At 61.2% G+C, this 16,137-nt stretch carries 14 protein-coding genes; 5 read left to right on the forward strand and 9 right to left on the reverse strand.

Features of this window, described 5'->3' with window-relative positions:
- Window positions 1–44: 44 nt before the first annotated feature.
- From rseP to rpsB, 8 genes are all read right to left on the reverse strand, one after another.
- Window positions 45–1,397, reverse strand: a complete 1,353-nt coding sequence (rseP, locus tag J4D52_RS14410) for a sigma E protease regulator RseP (RefSeq protein WP_063428620.1) — start codon at window positions 1,395–1,397, stop codon at window positions 45–47.
- A gap of 53 nt (window positions 1,398–1,450) precedes the next feature.
- The gene (ispC, locus tag J4D52_RS14415; protein WP_063428618.1) at window positions 1,451–2,641 is read right to left on the reverse strand and encodes a 1-deoxy-D-xylulose-5-phosphate reductoisomerase; all 1,191 of its coding nucleotides are present in this window, start codon (window positions 2,639–2,641) and stop codon (window positions 1,451–1,453) included.
- The gene (locus tag J4D52_RS14420) at window positions 2,638–3,444 is read right to left on the reverse strand and encodes a phosphatidate cytidylyltransferase (RefSeq protein WP_063428617.1); all 807 of its coding nucleotides are present in this window, start codon (window positions 3,442–3,444) and stop codon (window positions 2,638–2,640) included. Before J4D52_RS14420 ends, ispC begins: the two co-directional genes overlap by 4 nt.
- Window positions 3,444–4,199, reverse strand: coding sequence for a polyprenyl diphosphate synthase (gene uppS, locus J4D52_RS14425; protein ID WP_025806625.1), 756 nt, complete (start codon window positions 4,197–4,199; stop codon window positions 3,444–3,446). Before uppS ends, J4D52_RS14420 begins: the two co-directional genes overlap by 1 nt.
- A gap of 16 nt (window positions 4,200–4,215) precedes the next feature.
- Window positions 4,216–4,773 carry a ribosome recycling factor gene (frr, locus tag J4D52_RS14430; RefSeq protein ID WP_025806624.1) on the reverse strand — a complete coding sequence of 186 codons (558 nt, stop codon included), beginning with the start codon at window positions 4,771–4,773 and terminating at the stop codon, window positions 4,216–4,218.
- Window positions 4,770–5,513, reverse strand: a complete 744-nt coding sequence (gene pyrH / locus J4D52_RS14435) for a UMP kinase (RefSeq protein ID WP_007924076.1) — start codon at window positions 5,511–5,513, stop codon at window positions 4,770–4,772. Before pyrH ends, frr begins: the two co-directional genes overlap by 4 nt.
- Window positions 5,514–5,721: 208 nt before the next feature.
- Window positions 5,722–6,588, reverse strand: a complete 867-nt coding sequence (gene tsf / locus J4D52_RS14440) for a translation elongation factor Ts (protein WP_025806623.1) — start codon at window positions 6,586–6,588, stop codon at window positions 5,722–5,724.
- 204 nt (window positions 6,589–6,792) lie between these two features.
- Window positions 6,793–7,533 carry a 30S ribosomal protein S2 gene (gene rpsB / locus J4D52_RS14445; RefSeq protein ID WP_007924078.1) on the reverse strand — a complete coding sequence of 247 codons (741 nt, stop codon included), beginning with the start codon at window positions 7,531–7,533 and terminating at the stop codon, window positions 6,793–6,795.
- Between the two features lie 407 nt (window positions 7,534–7,940).
- Here rpsB and map point away from each other — a divergent pair, with 407 nt between their 5' ends.
- Genes map through dapC form a run of 3 tightly spaced genes read left to right on the forward strand, consistent with a single transcriptional unit; the run spans window position 7,941 to window position 12,712 of the window.
- Complete coding sequence (map, locus tag J4D52_RS14450) at window positions 7,941–8,723, forward strand: type I methionyl aminopeptidase (RefSeq protein ID WP_023969788.1); 783 nt, start codon at window positions 7,941–7,943, stop codon at window positions 8,721–8,723.
- A gap of 47 nt (window positions 8,724–8,770) precedes the next feature.
- Window positions 8,771–11,473 (forward strand): [protein-PII] uridylyltransferase, encoded by a 2,703-nt coding sequence (locus J4D52_RS14455; protein ID WP_063428615.1) that lies wholly within the window; start codon window positions 8,771–8,773, stop codon window positions 11,471–11,473.
- A 39-nt stretch (window positions 11,474–11,512) separates the two neighbouring features.
- The gene (gene dapC / locus J4D52_RS14460) at window positions 11,513–12,712 is read left to right on the forward strand and encodes a succinyldiaminopimelate transaminase (RefSeq protein WP_025806620.1); all 1,200 of its coding nucleotides are present in this window, start codon (window positions 11,513–11,515) and stop codon (window positions 12,710–12,712) included.
- Window positions 12,713–12,824: 112 nt separating this feature from the next.
- Here the strand turns inward: dapC and J4D52_RS14465 are convergent, their stop codons facing one another.
- Complete coding sequence (locus J4D52_RS14465) at window positions 12,825–14,471, reverse strand: Na+/H+ antiporter (protein ID WP_063428613.1); 1,647 nt, start codon at window positions 14,469–14,471, stop codon at window positions 12,825–12,827.
- 279 nt (window positions 14,472–14,750) lie between these two features.
- Between J4D52_RS14465 and J4D52_RS14470 the strand changes: the two genes are divergently transcribed.
- Together J4D52_RS14470 and dapD are read left to right on the forward strand one after the other, a co-directional pair.
- A complete protein-coding gene (locus J4D52_RS14470) occupies window positions 14,751–15,059 on the forward strand; it encodes an arsenate reductase (protein WP_230589669.1) in 309 nt (102 codons plus the stop codon).
- Between the two features lie 34 nt (window positions 15,060–15,093).
- Complete coding sequence (gene dapD / locus J4D52_RS14475; protein WP_009047206.1) at window positions 15,094–16,128, forward strand: 2,3,4,5-tetrahydropyridine-2,6-dicarboxylate N-succinyltransferase; 1,035 nt, start codon at window positions 15,094–15,096, stop codon at window positions 16,126–16,128.
- Window positions 16,129–16,137 lie beyond the last annotated feature (9 nt).

Below are 16,137 nucleotides of genomic sequence, written 5' to 3' on the forward strand. Positions count from 1 at the left end.
AGAAACTGCCGCAAAATGCGGCAGATTCGCAATTCAGCGAAGCGTTACAGACGACCCAGATCGTTGACCAGGGCAAGCAACATCACCCCGACCACCAAGCTGATACCGATCTGTATCCCCCAACCTTGCACCCGATCCGACAAGGGACGACCACGCGCCCACTCGATCAGATAAAACAACAGATGCCCCCCATCCAGTACAGGAATGGGCAGCAAGTTCAGAACCCCTAGGCTAATACTCAGATAAGCAAGGAAATTCAAGAAATCAGCAACGCCCGACTGGGCAGAAGCGCCCGCCACTTTAGCAATGGTTATCGGTCCACTCAAGTTTTTTACCGAGAGCTCGCCGAACAACATTTTCTTCAGTGAATCGAGGGTCAGCACGCTCATGGTCCAAGTACGCCGGGCACCTTCGCCAATGGCGGCCAGCGGACCATAACTGACCTCGCGAAGCATTTCCGGCGGCCAATCGACCGCCTTCACCCCAGCCCCCAGATAACCACTGGCAACCTTCTCTTTACCACGCGCGGCCAGGGTCACCGGGACGTCGATTTGAGCACCATCACGCTCGACGCGCAGCACAATTTTGGTATCAGGACGTACACGCACCCAGTCGACGACCTGCTGCCAATCGGTCAGCGCCTGACCATCCAGAGCCAGCAAGCGATCGCCGGTTTTCAGACCAGCCGCCTGGGCCGGGCCTTTCGGGTCAAGCTCGGCCAGAACGGGGGCAAGCGCCGGGCGCCAGGGGCGAATGCCCAGGGAACGAATAGGATCAGGCTCATCGGTCCCCTTGAGCCAGTTATCGAGTACCAGCTCGCGTGGCGAATCGGCGGTCGAACCCTGCTCACGCACCAGCAACTGCAAGGTACCGCTTTCGCCCAGACGCCGAATCAGCTGCAGGTTGACCGCCGACCAGCCCACGGTGGGCTCGCCATCGATTGCAACGATTTCCTGGCCGGAACTCAGGCCCGCCTTGGCGGCAATGCTTCCAACCTCGACACTGCCGATGACCGGGCGCACCTGCTCGGTACCGAGCATCGCCAGCCCCCAGAAGAACACCAGCGCCAGCAGGAAGTTGGCGACAGGACCGGCCGCAACGATGGCGATACGCTGGCGCACCGACTTGCGATTGAACGACTGATCGAGCTGGTCGACAGGTACTTCGCCTTCGCGCTCGTCGAGCATCTTCACGTAGCCGCCCAGCGGAATGGCGGCAATCACGAATTCGGTACCTTGCCGGTCATACCAACGCAGCAGCGGCATACCGAAGCCCACGGAGAAACGCAGAACCTTGACGCCGCAACGACGCGCCACCCAGAAGTGACCGAATTCATGGAAGGTGACCAGCACACCCAGGGCAATCAGGGTGCCGACAATCATATAGAGCGCGCTCATCTACTTTCTCCGCAATCCTATCCAGTACCGATACGCTCGGGCTTGTCGCAACCTTACCGGCCGTTGCGACCCAGCCACTGCTCAGCCAGGGCACGGGCTTTGGCGTCCGCCGCGAACACGGCGCTCAGCTCATCGACTGCAACAACCGGTTCAAGGCTTAATACTTCCTCGATGATACTCGCGATCTCGGGGTAGCGGATGCGCCGTTCGAGAAACGCGGCAACAGCCACCTCGTTGGCGGCGTTCAGCATGGCCGGCGCGCTGTTGCCAGCCTCGGCGGCCTGGCGCGCCAGGCGCAAGCACGGGAAACGCTCTTCATCAGGCGCCTGGAAATCCAGGCGCGCCACGGCGAACAGATCCAGCGGCGGCACGCCGGAGTCGATCCGCTCCGGCCAAGCCAGGGCATTGGCGATCGGCGTGCGCATATCCGGGTTGCCCAACTGGGCCAGCACCGAGCCATCCACATAGTCGACCAGCGAATGAATCACGCTTTGCGGATGAATCACCACCTCGACCTGGGCAGGCTTGGCATCGAACAGCCAACACGCCTCGATCAACTCGAGGCCTTTATTCATCATGCTGGCCGAATCGACGGAAATCTTGCGCCCCATGGACCAGTTGGGGTGGGCACACGCCTGCTCGGGCGTTACCTGCTCCAACTCGGACAGCGGAGTTTGCCGAAACGGACCACCGGAGGCGGTCAGCAAAATGCGTCGCACCCCCACATTGCTCAACCCGCGGGAAAAGTCCGCGGGCATGCACTGGAAGATGGCGTTGTGCTCACTGTCGATGGGCAGCAGCACCGAACCGCTCTTGCCCACCGCCTGCATGAACAGCGCGCCGGACATGACCAGTGCTTCTTTATTAGCCAGGAGGATTTTCTTGCCGGCCTCGACGGCAGCCAGGGTCGGACGCAAGCCCGCGGCACCGACGATAGCCGCCATGACCGCATCAACTTCAGGGTCGGACGCCACTTCACACAAGCCCTCCTCGCCCACCAGCACACGGGTGCGCGAGCCGGCATTGCGCAAATCTTCCTGAAGGCTGCGCGCAGCAGCGATATGCGGGACGACAGCAAAACGCGGGGCGTGACGGATGCACAACGCCAGTAACTCAGCCAGACGACTGAAGCCGCTCAGGGCGAAGACCTGATAACGCTCGGGATGACGGGCAATGACGTCCAGGGTGCTGAGGCCGATAGAGCCGGTGGCCCCGAGAACCGTAATCTGCTGTGGGCGACTCACAATGCAGCCATCCACAACAGCACCGCGAATACCGGAATGGCCGCAGTCAGGCTGTCGATACGGTCGAGCACGCCACCATGACCCGGCAGCAGGTTACTGCTGTCCTTGATCCCGGCCTGGCGCTTGAACATGCTTTCGGTCAGGTCGCCGACCACCGAGATGAACACCACGACAGCCGCGCCCAGCAAGCCAAGGATGATCTGCCCGATGGACCAGCCTGCAACCAGACCCACCACCGCAGCGATCACCAGGCTCAGCAGCAGCCCGCCATACACCCCTTCCCAGCTCTTGCCCGGGCTGACCTGAGGCGCCAGCTTGCGCTTGCCAAATGCCTTGCCGGAGAAGTAGGCGCCGATATCAGCACCCCAGACCAGCACCATCACCGCCATGATCAACCAGTTACCCAAAGGCTGCTGCTTGATGAAAACCAGGCCTTGCCAGGCCGGCAGCAGAATCAGCAGACCGATCACCAGCTTGGCCGCGGCGCCGGCCCAATGCTCGCTGGTACGCGGATAGGTGAGCACCAGGAAAGTCGCCAGCCCCCACCAGAGCACCGCTGCACCGAGCACCCAAGGCGCGATACCTGGCAACAGCTGCATCAGGAACAACAGCCCAGCGACCACTACTGCATAGGCAATACGGGTCGGCTGAGCCTCGAAACCCGCCAGGCGCGCCCACTCCCAGGCCCCGAGGGTCACCACCAGCCCGATAAACAGGGCGAAGGCGGAACCTTCAAGCAGGAAAAAACCGCACAAGGCGATCGGCAGCAGGATCAGCGCAGTGATGATTCGTTGTTTGAGCATTAAACCCGGGCTCCAGCCTCGACCTGCTCGCTCGTTTTACCGAAGCGGCGCTGGCGAGAAGCGTAATCGGCCAGCGCAGCGCGCATGGCATCGTGTTTGAAGTCCGGCCAGAACAGGTCGGAGAAGTACAGCTCGGCATAAGCCAGCTGCCAGAGCAGGAAATTGCTGATGCGGTGCTCGCCACCCGTACGGATGCACAGGTCCGGCAATGGCAGGTCGCCAGTTGCCAGGCAGGTTTGCAACAACTCGGGGGTAATGTCGTCAGGACGCAGGTGCCCTGCCTGAACTTCCCGCGCCAGGCGCTGAGCGGCCTGGGCGATATCCCACTGACCGCCATAGTTGGCGGCGATCTGCAGAATGAAGCGGTCGCTACCCGCGGTCATCGCTTCCGCCTCGCGCATCGCCGCCTGCAACTCGGGATGGAAGCGCGAGCGATCGCCGATGATGCGCAGGCTGATGTTGTTTTCGTTGAGGCGCTTGGCCTCGCGGCGCAACGCCTTGAAGAACAGATCCATCAAGGCACTGACTTCATCGGCCGGCCGCTGCCAGTTTTCACTGGAGAAGGCGAACAGCGTCAGCACCTCGACCTTGGCCTCGGCGCACACCTCGATCACCGCACGAACAGCATCGACACCCGCTTTATGCCCGGCGACACCTGGCATAAAGCGTTTTTTTGCCCAGCGATTGTTGCCATCCATGATGATCGCGACATGGCGCGGCACCGAAGACGGTACAGGCTGCTTGGTCTTGTCCATGAAAACGTCCTGACCCTTATACGGCCATCAGGTCCTTTTCTTTTTCTTCAGTTGCCTTGGCAATCTGAGCCTCGAACTCTTTGATCAGCTTTTCGATCTCGGCACCGGCACGACGCTCTTCGTCTTCACTGATTTCCTTATCCTTGGACAGTTTCTTCAGATCACCCAAAGCATCGCGACGAATATTGCGCACCGCAACGCGGGCATCTTCAGCAGCTGCACGCGCCTGCTTGGTGAAGCCTTTGCGGGTCTCTTCAGTCAGCGGCGCCATTTTGATCAGCAGCAGCTCGCCCAGGTTGGTCGGATTGAGGTTCAAGCCGGCACTGCCAATGGCCTTGTCGATTGCCGCCAGCATGTTGCGCTCGAACGGCACGACTTGCAGGGTCTGGGAGTCTTTTACAGTCACGTTGGCGACACCGCTCAACGGAGTGTCGGAGCCGTAGTAAGGCACCATCACACTGCCCAGGATGCTTGGGTGCGCCTTGCCGGTACGGATCTGGCCGAACGCATGAACCAGCGATTCCAGGGACTTCTTCATGCGCTCTTGAGCGTCTTTCTTGATTTCGTTGATCATTGTTCGCCTTCCTCGATCAGGGTTCCTTCAGCGCCGCCGTGCACGATGTTCAGCAGGGCGCCGGGCTTGTTCATATTGAATACGCGCAACGGCATCTTATGGTCGCGGCACAGGCAGATCGCCGTCAGATCCATGACACCCAGCTTGCGATCCAGCACTTCATCGTAGGTCAGATGATCGAACTTCTCGGCATGCGGGTCTTTGAATGGGTCTGCGGTGTACACACCGTCAACCTTGGTTGCCTTGAGCACTACGTCGGCATCGATCTCGATCGCCCGCAAGCATGCTGCGGAGTCGGTGGTGAAGAACGGGTTGCCAGTACCGGCAGCGAAGATCACCACTTCCTTGGAGTTCAGATGACGCATCGCCTTGCGACGGTCATAGTGATCGGTCACGCCCACCATGGAAATGGCCGACATGACGATAGCCGAGATATTCGCACGTTCCAGCGCGTCACGCATGGCCAGGCCGTTCATCACAGTGGCCAGCATGCCCATGTGGTCGCCTGTCACCCGATCCATGCCGGCCGCGCTGAGCGCCGCACCGCGGAACAGGTTGCCACCGCCGATGACCAGGCCGACCTGAACACCGATGCCAACCAGCTGGCCGACTTCCAGCGCCATGCGATCCAGCACCTTAGGGTCGATCCCGAACTCTTCCGAGCCCATCAGGGCCTCGCCGCTAAGCTTGAGTAGAATGCGTTTATAGCGAGCTTGATAACCACTGCCCTGCTGAGCCATTGCGAATCTCTCCTGCGGCGTATTTTAAAAATTCTCTGCAAGCTGTTTGCAGCCTGCGTTCACTCTAGCTTGACGCTGTCACAGCGCCATCAGAACACGACTTTGTAAGCCGGTTCCGAAGGCAACCAATTAAATTGGTTACCGCATTTGAAAAGAGGCTGCGCGCGTGAGCGGGCAGCCTCTTTCGGGCGACAGTTGAAAAACCGTCTTACTGTTGCTTGGCAGCAGCCAGTTGTGCGGCAACTTCTTCAGCGAAGTTGTCTTCTTTCTTCTCGATGCCTTCACCTACCGCGAAGCGGGTGAACGAAACGATTTCAGCGCCGCCTTTCTTGGCCAGGGCACCTACGGTGACTTCTGGATCCTTGACGAAAGCTTGCTCAACCAGGCTGGCTTCGGCCAGGAACTTGCTGATACGGCCAGCGATCATTTTTTCAACGATTTCGGCTGGCTTGCCTTTCATCTTGTCTTCGTTCAGCTGCAGGAACACGGCTTTCTCGCGCTCGATGGCTTCAGCGGAAACTTGCGATGGCAGCAGGAACTCAGGGTTGCTTGCAGCCACGTGCATGGCGATGTCCTTGGCCAGTTCTACGGAACCGCCTTTCAGGACAACCGCAACACCAATCTTGTTACCGTGCAGGTAAGTACCGACCACGTCACCTTCAACGCGAGCCAGACGACGGATGTTGACGTTCTCGCCAGTTTTACCAACCAGAACCAGACGATCAGCTTCTTGAGCTTCGATCAGCGGAGCGGCGTCGGTCAGCTTGTCAGCGAAAGCTTTTTCTACGCTGGCAGCAACGAATGCCTTGAAATCGTCCTGCAGAGCCAGGAAGTCGGTCTGCGAGTTGACTTCCAGCAGAACGGCGGCTTTACCGTCGTCCTTGATGGCGATGGCGCCTTCAGCAGCGATGTTGCCTGCTTTCTTGGCAGCCTTGATGGCGCCCGAAGCACGCATGTCATCAATGGCTTTCTCGATGTCGCCGCCAGCCTTGGTCAAGGCTTTCTTGCAGTCCATCATGCCTTCGCCGGTACGCTCGCGCAGTTCTTTAACCAACGCTGCAGTAATCTCTGCCATTTTCAAATTCCTCTTGGATAGGTTTTCAACCATTCCACCCGACTCAACGGGCGATCAATTCTTGAGCTGCGCTCTCGAAAACCCTTGATAGCCGCCACACATGACAAGAACTGCAGGGGCGCCATCGGTAAATGATTTTCGAGGTGGCAAAAAGGGGGCCTAGCCCCCTTTTTGCGTACTGAGTAAACGCTAAGCGTCAGTTACTCAGGCTTCAGCTGCCGGCGCTGGAGCGTCTTCAGCGAATACTTCGGTGCCGCCAGCAACGTTGTTGCGGCCACGGATCACGGCGTCAGCCATCGAACCCATGTACAGCTGGATGGCGCGAATGGCGTCATCGTTGCCTGGGATGATGTAGTCAACGCCTTCCGGGCTGCTGTTGGTATCGACAACGCCGATGACCGGGATGCCCAGTTTGTTGGCTTCGGTGATCGCGATGCGCTCGTGGTCAACGTCGATCACGAACAGTGCGTCAGGCAGACCGCCCATGTCCTTGATACCACCCAGGCTACGATCCAGCTTTTCCAGATCGCGAGTGCGCATCAGCGCCTCTTTCTTGGTCAGCTTGGCGAAGGTGCCGTCTTCCGACTGAACTTCCAGGTCACGCAGACGCTTGATGGAAGCACGGATGGTTTTGTAGTTGGTCAGCATGCCGCCCAACCAGCGGTGATCGACGTACGGCGAACCGCAACGTGCTGCTTCTTCAGCAACGATCTTGCCAGCGGAACGCTTGGTGCCGACGAACAGAATCTTGTTTTTGCCCTGGGCCAGACGCTCTACGAAAGTCAGAGCTTCGTTGAACATTGGCAGGGTTTTTTCAAGGTTGATGATGTGAATCTTGTTACGCGCGCCGAAAATGTACTTGCCCATTTTCGGATTCCAGTAACGGGTTTGGTGACCGAAGTGCACACCGGCCTTCAGCATATCGCGCATGTTGACTTGGGACATGATAGTTCCTTAATAAGTCGGGTTAGGCCTCCACGTATCCCAATGACCAACCAACAGCTTTTGCTGAGGGCACCCAGGTCATCGTGTCGACACGTGTGTGGGTTTAGGCTTTTCGGGGCATCCCCGGAAAGCGGCGCATTTTATACCACAAGAAGGGTAAAAACGGAACCCGGATTCTCATTTCCCTCAGAGCGCTTTTTTGCTCCCCCCTTGGAATCGGGCCAGAATGCTCCACTGTTATAGAAAGAAGCGACGCACAGAGCCTCAGATTTGCCCCGGGGCTCTGTTAGAATCGCACCTTTGAGGCTTTTGAAAGCGCGGCGACCCCACAGCGGGTTCAGCCTTCGATACACCGTTTTCAAGCCATTCCGTATTTATCCGCGCCACTGAGCGTCAAGAGAGCCTGTATGACCGTCACCCTCAAAACTCCCGAGGACATCGCAAAAATGCGTGTCGCCGGCAAACTGGCCGCCGAAGTGCTGGAAATGATTGCCGAGCATGTCAAACCCGGTGTGACCACCGAAGAGCTGGACCGCATCTGCCACGACTACATCGTCAATGTGCAGCAGGCGATTCCCGCGCCATTGAATTACAAGGGTTTCCCCAAGTCCATCTGCACCTCGATCAACCACGTGGTGTGCCACGGCATCCCGAACGAGAAGCCGCTGAAGGATGGCGACACCCTGAACATCGACGTCACCGTCATCAAGGACGGTTACCACGGCGACACCAGCCGCATGTTCCACGTCGGCACCGTGCCGGTCTGGGCCGAGCGCCTGTCGCAGATCACCCAGGAATGCATGTACAAGGCCATCGAACTGGTCAAGCCGGGCTGCCGCCTGGGCGATATCGGCGAAGTCATCCAGAAGCACGCCGAGAAGAATGGCTTCTCAGTGGTTCGCGAGTTCTGCGGCCACGGCATCGGCAAGGTATTCCACGAAGAGCCGCAGATCCTGCATTACGGCCGTGCCGGCACCGGTATGGAACTGAAAGCCGGCATGACCTTCACCATCGAGCCGATGATCAACCAGGGCAAGGCCGACACCAAGGTGCTGGGCGACGGCTGGACCGCGATCACCAAGGACCGCAAGCTCTCCGCACAGTGGGAACACACCCTGCTGGTGACCGAGACCGGCTACGAGATCTTCACCCTGCGCAGCGATGACACCATCCCCCGCGTCTCGGCCTGATCCACGCAAATGCGCCCTACCTATTAGATAGAAAGGAAAGCCAATCGATGCCGCAGGTGGATCCCGAATTGTTCGACCGCGGCCAGTTCCAGGCGGAACTGGCCCTGAAGGCAAGCCCTATCGCCGCCTTCAAGAAAGCCATTCGTCAGGCACGCGAAGTGCTCGACGAGCGCTTTCGCAGCGGACGGGATATCCGCCGGCTCATCGAGGATCGCGCCTGGTTCGTCGATAACATCCTGCAAAAGGCCTGGGACCAGTTCGACTGGAGCGAAGACGCTGACATCGCCCTGGTGGCGGTCGGCGGCTACGGTCGCGGCGAGCTGCACCCCTACTCGGACATCGACCTGCTGATCCTGCTGGACAGCGCCGACCACGAGATTTTCCGCGACTCCATCGAACGCTTCCTGACCCTGCTCTGGGACATCGGCCTGGAAGTCGGGCAAAGCGTGCGCTCGGTGGAGGAATGCGCCGAAGAGGCCCGCGCCGACCTGACGGTGGTTACCAACCTGATGGAAAGCCGCACCATCTGCGGCCCCGAGCGCCTACGCCAGCGCATGCTCGACGTCACCAGCACCGCGCACATGTGGCCGAGCAAGGATTTCTTCCTGGCCAAGCGCGCCGAGCAGAAGGCGCGGCACCACAAGTACAACGACACCGAATACAACCTGGAACCCAACGTCAAAGGCTCGCCCGGCGGCCTGCGGGATATCCAGACCATCCTCTGGGTCGCCCGTCGCCAGTACGGCACGCTGAATCTGCGGGCCCTGGCCGGCGAAGGTTTCCTGGTGGAAAGCGAGAACGCGCTGCTGGCCTCGTCCCAGGAGTTCCTGTGGAAAGTCCGCTACGCCCTGCACATGCTCGCCGGGCGCGCCGAAGACCGCCTGTTGTTCGATCACCAGCGCTCGATCGCCAAGCTGCTGGGATTCGAAGGCAACGATGCCAAGCAGGCCATCGAAAGCTTCATGCAGCAGTACTACCGGGTGGTGATGAGCATTGCCCAGCTCAGCGATCTGATCATCCAGCACTTCGAGGAAGTCATCCTCGCCCCGGAAGACGAAGCGCCGCCGCAGCCGATCAACTCGCGTTTCCAGCTGCACGATGGCTACATCGAGGCGATCAACGCCAACGTGTTCCACCGCACGCCGTTCGCCATGCTGGAAATCTTCGTGCTCATGGCCCAGCACCCGGAGATCAAGGGCGTACGCGCCGACACTATTCGCCTGTTGCGCGAGAATCGCCACCTGATCGACGACGATTTCCGCCATGACATCCGCAATACCAGCCTGTTCATCGAGCTGTTCAAGTGCGAGATCGGCATTCACCGCAACCTGCGGCGGATGAATCGTTACGGCATTCTCGGGCGTTACCTGCCGGAGTTCGGCCATATCGTCGGGCAGATGCAGCACGACCTGTTCCACATCTATACGGTCGACGCCCACACCCTGAACCTGATCAAGCACCTGCGCAAACTGCAGTACACCCAGGTTTCGGAGAAATTCCCGCTGGCCAGCAAGCTCATGGCCAAGCTGCCCAAGCCCGAGTTGATCTACCTGGCCGGGCTCTACCATGACATCGGCAAGGGCCGGCACGGCGACCACTCGGAAATCGGCGCCGTGGACGCGGAAGCCTTCTGCATCCGCCACCAGTTGCCGCTGTGGGACACCCGCCTGATCGTCTGGCTGGTGCAGAACCACCTGGTGATGTCCACCACCGCCCAGCGCAAGGACCTGTCCGACCCGCAAGTCATCCATGACTTCGCCCAGGTCGTGGTCGACCAGACCCGCCTGGACTATCTCTACGTGCTGACGGTTTCCGATATCAACGCGACCAACCCGACGTTGTGGAACTCCTGGCGCGCCAGCCTGTTGCGCCAGCTATACACCGAGACCAAGCGCGCCCTGCGCCGCGGCCTGGAAAACCCGGTGGACCGCGAAGAGCAGATCCGCCAGACGCAAAGCGCGGCCCTGGACATCCTGGTCCGCGCTGGCACCGATCCGGACGACGTCGAGCAGCTCTGGGCGCAACTGGGGGACGACTACTTCCTGCGCCATACCGCCGGCGACGTGGCCTGGCACAGCGACGCGATCCTCCAGCAGCCGGCCGACGGCGGCCCGCTGGTGCTGATCAAGGAAACCACCCAGCGCGAATTCGAGGGTGGCACGCAGATCTTCATCTACGCCCCGGACCAGCACGACTTCTTCGCCGTGACCGTGGCCGCGATGGACCAGTTGAACCTGAACATCCACGACGCCCGGATCATCACCTCGAGCAGCCAGTTCACCCTCGACACCTATATCGTGCTCGACAACGACGGCGGCTCGATCGGCAACAACCCGCAACGCGTCAAACAGATCCGCGACGGCCTTACCGAGGCCCTGCGCAACCCTGACGACTACCCGACCATCATCCAGCGTCGGGTACCGCGTCAGCTCAAGCACTTCGCCTTCCCGCCGCAAGTGACTATCCACAACGACGCCCAGCGCCCGGTCACCGTGCTCGAACTGAGCGCTCCCGATCGCCCCGGCCTGCTGGCGCGCATCGGCAAGATCTTCCTGGAGTTCGACCTGTCGCTGCAAAACGCCAAGATCGCCACCCTGGGCGAGCGCGTGGAAGACGTATTCTTCATTACCGACGCGCACAACCAGCAACTGTCCGATCCCCAGCTGTGCAGCCGACTGCAGGACGCCATCGTCGAACAGCTGAGCGTCAGCCACGAACCGTCTACCGCCTTGACGCGCCTGAGCATCTGACCACGCGCCACGACCCGCTTTGAGTGAGACACCGCACCGATGAACAACGCTCTGAACCAGCTGCAGCCCTACCCGTTCGAGAAACTCCGCGCCCTGCTCGGCGGCGTCCAGCCCAACCCGGCCAAGCGCCCTATCGCGCTGTCCATCGGCGAGCCCAAGCACCGCTCGCCGAGCTTTGTCGCCGAAGCCCTGGCCAACAACCTCGACCAGATGGCGGTGTATCCGACGACCCTGGGCCTTCCGGCCCTGCGCGAAGCCATCGCCAGCTGGTGTGAACGGCGCTTTGGCGTGCCTGGCGGCTGGATCGACCCGGCGCGCAATGTGCTGCCGGTCAACGGCACCCGCGAGGCGCTGTTCGCCTTCACCCAGACCGTGGTCAACCGTGGCGACGACGCGCTGGTGGTCAGCCCGAACCCCTTCTATCAGATCTACGAAGGCGCGGCCTTTCTCGCCGGGGCCAAGCCGCACTACCTGCCATGCCTGGATGAAAACGGCTTCAACCCGGACTTCGACGCGGTACCGGCCGAGATCTGGCAGCGATGCCAGATCCTGTTCCTGTGCTCGCCAGGCAACCCGACCGGCGCGCTGATCCCGATCGACACCCTGAAGAAACTCATTGCCCTGGCCGACCAGTACGACTTCGTGATCGCCGCCGACGAGTGCTACAGCGAGCTGTACTTCGACGAGCAGACCCCGCCCCCCGGCCTGCTCAGTGCCTGTGCCGAGCTGGGACGCCAGGACTTCAAGCGTTGCGTGGTGTTCCACAGCCTGTCCAAGCGCTCCAACCTGCCGGGCCTGCGCTCCGGTTTCGTCGCGGGCGACGCGGATATCCTCAAGGGCTTCCTGCTGTACCGCACCTACCATGGCTGCGCCATGCCGGTTCAGACCCAGCTGGCCAGCATTGCCGCCTGGAACGACGAAGTGCATGTGCGCGCCAACCGCGCGCTGTATCGCGAGAAGTTCGATGCGGTGCTGGAGATTCTGGCGCCGGTGCTCGACGTGCAGCGCCCGGACGGCAGCTTCTACCTGTGGCCGAACGTGGCAGGCGACGATACGGCGTTCTGCCGCGATCTGTTCGAACAGGAGCACGTGACCGTGGTGCCGGGCTCTTATCTTTCGCGCGACGTCGACGGCAGTAACCCGGGAGCCGGTCGGGTGCGCATGGCCCTGGTGGCGCCATTGGCCGAATGCGTGGAAGCGGCCGAGCGGATCCGGGATTTCGTTCAGCGCCGTAAATAACTCACGCCCCTGTAGGAGCGAGGCTTGCCCGCGATAGAGACGACGCCGTACACCTGATACACCGCGTTATCCTTCATCGCGAGCAAGCTTCGCTCCTACAGGAACAGAGGCGTTATTTCACCTGCCCCAGATTGGCCTCGCTGAGGTCCAGTTCGCCCAAGACCTCGCGCAACACGTCGTCGCCGATCTGGTGCTGGCGGCTCAACCGATACAACTCCAGCCGCTGCGCCCGCAGCGCCTTCAAGCGCAACTTGCGCTCCAGCAAGTCCATCTGAAACGCCAGCGCCTGGGCTTCGGCGGAATCGTTGAACACCTCCAGTTGATGGCGATACTCCGACATCATCCGCCCCTTGAGCTCGGTGGCCAGCGCCGACTGGGCCGCATCCGGCGAATTCGCTGCGTCAGCCACTTCCTCGGCCTCCAGGGCATGGATCGCCGCCTCGGCGGTTTTGCGCCAGGCGTCACGCACTTCGGCATGACGCTTCTCGTCGGGGCTCTTCTGGATGCCCCGCAGCAACAGCGGCAAGGCGATACAGGCGGCCACCAGCGACAACAGGATCACCCCCGCGGCAATGAAGATCAGCAGGTCACGCTCGGGAAAGGCTTCGCCCGCCCCCAGCAACAGCGGCACCGACATGACGCCCGCCAGGGTCACCGCCCCGCGCACCCCGCCCAGCGTCAGCAACCAGCAGGAACGCGCGGTCGGCACCAGCGTCAACTCTCCCTTGCCACGCCAGCGGCGCAATAGGCCGGACAGCCGCCAGATGCTTTGCACCCAGATAAACCGCAGCACCAGCAGCACCAGGAAGATCGCCCCGACATCCAGGCAGCGATAGAACAGGGTCGGCCACAAGGTGGTTTCGTGGCTGACCACGGCCTTGATGATGTCGGGCAGTTGCAGGCCCAACAGTAGAAAGATCAGGCCATTGAAGGCGAACTCCAGCAACGACCAGACACTGCGGTTGAGCAAGCGCGTGCTGGTCTGCCGTGGCAACAGATCGAGCCAGCTCTGCATCATTCCCGCCGCCACCGCCGAGAGGATGCCCGAGGCCCCCAGGCGCTCGGCCAGCACGTAGGCGGCGAACGGCAGCAACAGCATGAACACCACGTGGGTCGCCGGGTCATCCCAGCCGCGGGCGATCATCCAGGCACGCAAGCGCCCCACCAGCCAGCTCAGGGCCACGCCGACTGCCAGGCCACCCACTGCCACCAGGACAAAGGTCAGGCTGGCATTGGCCAGGGAAAACACCCCGGTCACGGCCGCGGCCAGGGCGAACTTGAAGGTCACCAGGCCGGAAGCATCGTTCATCAGCGCCTCGCCCTGGAGCATGTGCATCAAGGGCGTCGGCAGGCGATTCTGGGAAATCGCCGACACCGCCACCGCGTCGGTGGGCGACAAGACAGCCGCCAGGGCAAAGGCCACCGGCAAGGGGATGGTCGGCAGCAACCAGTGAATGAAATAACCGGCGCCCACCACTGTGAACAGCACCAGGCCCACGGCCAAGGTCAGGATCGGCCCGCGCAGGCGCCACAGGTCACGTTTGGGCATGCGCCAGCCATCGGAAAACAGCAGCGGCGGCAAGAACAGGAATAGAAACAATTCAGGGTCCAGGGCCACGTGCAGCCCCAGGGTGGGCCAGGCCAGCAAGGCCCCGGCGGCGATCTGCACCAGCGGCAACGGCAACGGAATCACCCGTCCGACCAGCCGCGAGAGGCTCACCAGCATCAGCAGGATAAGGACGGTATAAGCGGTTTGCATAAAGCGGTTTCCCAATCGATCAGCAGCAGACTTCAGGCAACAGGTTACCGTCGAAGTGCCATATTAGCCGCTTAAGCTCGGGCCTCGCCGCTGCACAAAAGTCGCAAGCGGTCCATGCTGCTGTCACACAAAGCTACAAAGCCGGGCCTTCGCCGACGCCGAACCGGCGCGGGCATGGCATAATCCGTGACCTTTAACTCCAGCATCTCAAAAGGGGGCAATTCCTTGACCGCTTCAAGCAAAACGTTGCACCTTTTCGGCATCAAAGCCTGCGACACCATGAAAAAGGCGCGCACCTGGCTCGATGAACACGCTGCCAGCTATGACTTCCATGACTACAAAGCGGTCGGAATCGACCGTGAACACCTGACCCAGTGGTGCAACGAGCACGGCTGGCAGGTGGTGCTGAACCGTGCGGGCACGACCTTTCGCAAACTCGACGACGAACGCAAAGCCGATCTCGACCAGGCGAAAGCGATCGAACTGATGCTCGCACAACCCTCGATGATCAAGCGCCCGGTGCTCGATCTCGGTGACCGAACCCTGATTGGCTTCAAGCCCGATATCTACGCGGCAGAAATCAAATAACGCCTGCCCGTTCAATTTTGTAAGAGGTAACAGCATGTCCACTACCCTGTTCAGCCTGGCCTTTGGTGTCGGCACTCAAAACCGTCAAGGCGCGTGGCTGGAAGTGTTCTACGCCGCGCCCCTGGTCAAGCCATCCGCGGAAATCGTTGCCGCCATCGCCCCGGTACTGGGCTACAGCGAAGGCAACCAGGCCATCACCTTCACCACCGCCCAGGCCGCGCAACTGGCCGAGGCGCTGAAAAGCATCGACGCCACCCAGGCCGCGCTGCTGACCCGCCTGGCCGAGAGCCACAAGCCGCTGGTCGCCACCCTGCTGGCCGAAGACGCCCAGCTGACCTCCACCCCGGAGGCCTACCTGAAGCTGCACCTGCTGTCCCACCGCCTGGTCAAGCCCCACGGCCTGAACCTGGCCGGGATCTTCCCGCTGCTGCCGAACGTGGCCTGGACCAACCAGGGCGCGGTCGACCTCGGCGAGCTGGCCGAGCGTCAACTGGAAGCCCGCCTGCGCGGCGAGCTGCTGGAAGTGTTCTCGGTGGACAAGTTCCCGAAAATGACCGACTACGTGGTACCGAGCGGCGTGCGTATCGCTGACAGCGCGCGTATTCGCCTGGGCGCCTACATCGGCGAAGGCACCACGGTGATGCACGAAGGTTTCGTCAACTTCAACGCCGGCACCGAAGGCCCGGGCATGATCGAAGGCCGGGTTTCCGCGGGCGTATTCGTCGGCAAGGGTTCCGACCTGGGCGGCGGCTGCTCGACCATGGGCACCCTGTCGGGCGGCGGCAACATCGTGATCAAGGTCGGCGAAGGCTGCCTGATCGGCGCCAACGCCGGTATCGGTATCCCGCTGGGCGACCGCAACACCGTGGAATCGGGCCTGTACGTGACCGCCGGGACCAAGGTGGCGCTGCTGGACGAGAACAACCAACTGGTCAAGGTGCTCAAGGCCCGCGAACTGGCCGGCCAGCCGGACCTGCTGTTCCGCCGCAATTCGGAGACCGGTGCCGTGGAGTGCAAGACCCACAAATCGGCCATCGAGCTGAACGAAGCGCTGCACGCTCACAACTAAGCAGCGATT

Source organism: Pseudomonas sp. GW460-12-10-14-TSB1, from assembly GCF_017349775.1.
In the GTDB taxonomy this organism is placed as follows: domain Bacteria; phylum Pseudomonadota; class Gammaproteobacteria; order Pseudomonadales; family Pseudomonadaceae; genus Aquipseudomonas; species Aquipseudomonas piscium.

What these genes read in the sequence shown, in the direction of transcription:
- rseP (WP_063428620.1), bottom strand. Translation starts at nt 1,397, where the DNA reads ATGAGCGCGCTCTATATGATTGTCGGCACCCTGATTGCCCTGGGTGTG.
- J4D52_RS14420 (WP_063428617.1), bottom strand. Translation starts at nt 3,444, where the DNA reads ATGCTCAAACAACGAATCATCACTGCGCTGATCCTGCTGCCGATCGCC.
- uppS (WP_025806625.1), bottom strand. Translation starts at nt 4,199, where the DNA reads ATGGACAAGACCAAGCAGCCTGTACCGTCTTCGGTGCCGCGCCATGTC.
- frr (WP_025806624.1), bottom strand. Translation starts at nt 4,773, where the DNA reads ATGATCAACGAAATCAAGAAAGACGCTCAAGAGCGCATGAAGAAGTCC.
- pyrH (WP_007924076.1), bottom strand. Translation starts at nt 5,513, where the DNA reads ATGGCTCAGCAGGGCAGTGGTTATCAAGCTCGCTATAAACGCATTCTA.
- tsf (WP_025806623.1), bottom strand. Translation starts at nt 6,588, where the DNA reads ATGGCAGAGATTACTGCAGCGTTGGTTAAAGAACTGCGCGAGCGTACC.
- rpsB (WP_007924078.1), bottom strand. Translation starts at nt 7,533, where the DNA reads ATGTCCCAAGTCAACATGCGCGATATGCTGAAGGCCGGTGTGCACTTC.
- map (WP_023969788.1), top strand. Translation starts at nt 7,941, where the DNA reads ATGACCGTCACCCTCAAAACTCCCGAGGACATCGCAAAAATGCGTGTC.
- J4D52_RS14455 (WP_063428615.1), top strand. Translation starts at nt 8,771, where the DNA reads ATGCCGCAGGTGGATCCCGAATTGTTCGACCGCGGCCAGTTCCAGGCG.
- dapC (WP_025806620.1), top strand. Translation starts at nt 11,513, where the DNA reads ATGAACAACGCTCTGAACCAGCTGCAGCCCTACCCGTTCGAGAAACTC.
- J4D52_RS14465 (WP_063428613.1), bottom strand. Translation starts at nt 14,471, where the DNA reads ATGCAAACCGCTTATACCGTCCTTATCCTGCTGATGCTGGTGAGCCTC.
- J4D52_RS14470 (WP_230589669.1), top strand. Translation starts at nt 14,751, where the DNA reads ATGAAAAAGGCGCGCACCTGGCTCGATGAACACGCTGCCAGCTATGAC.
- dapD (WP_009047206.1), top strand. Translation starts at nt 15,094, where the DNA reads ATGTCCACTACCCTGTTCAGCCTGGCCTTTGGTGTCGGCACTCAAAAC.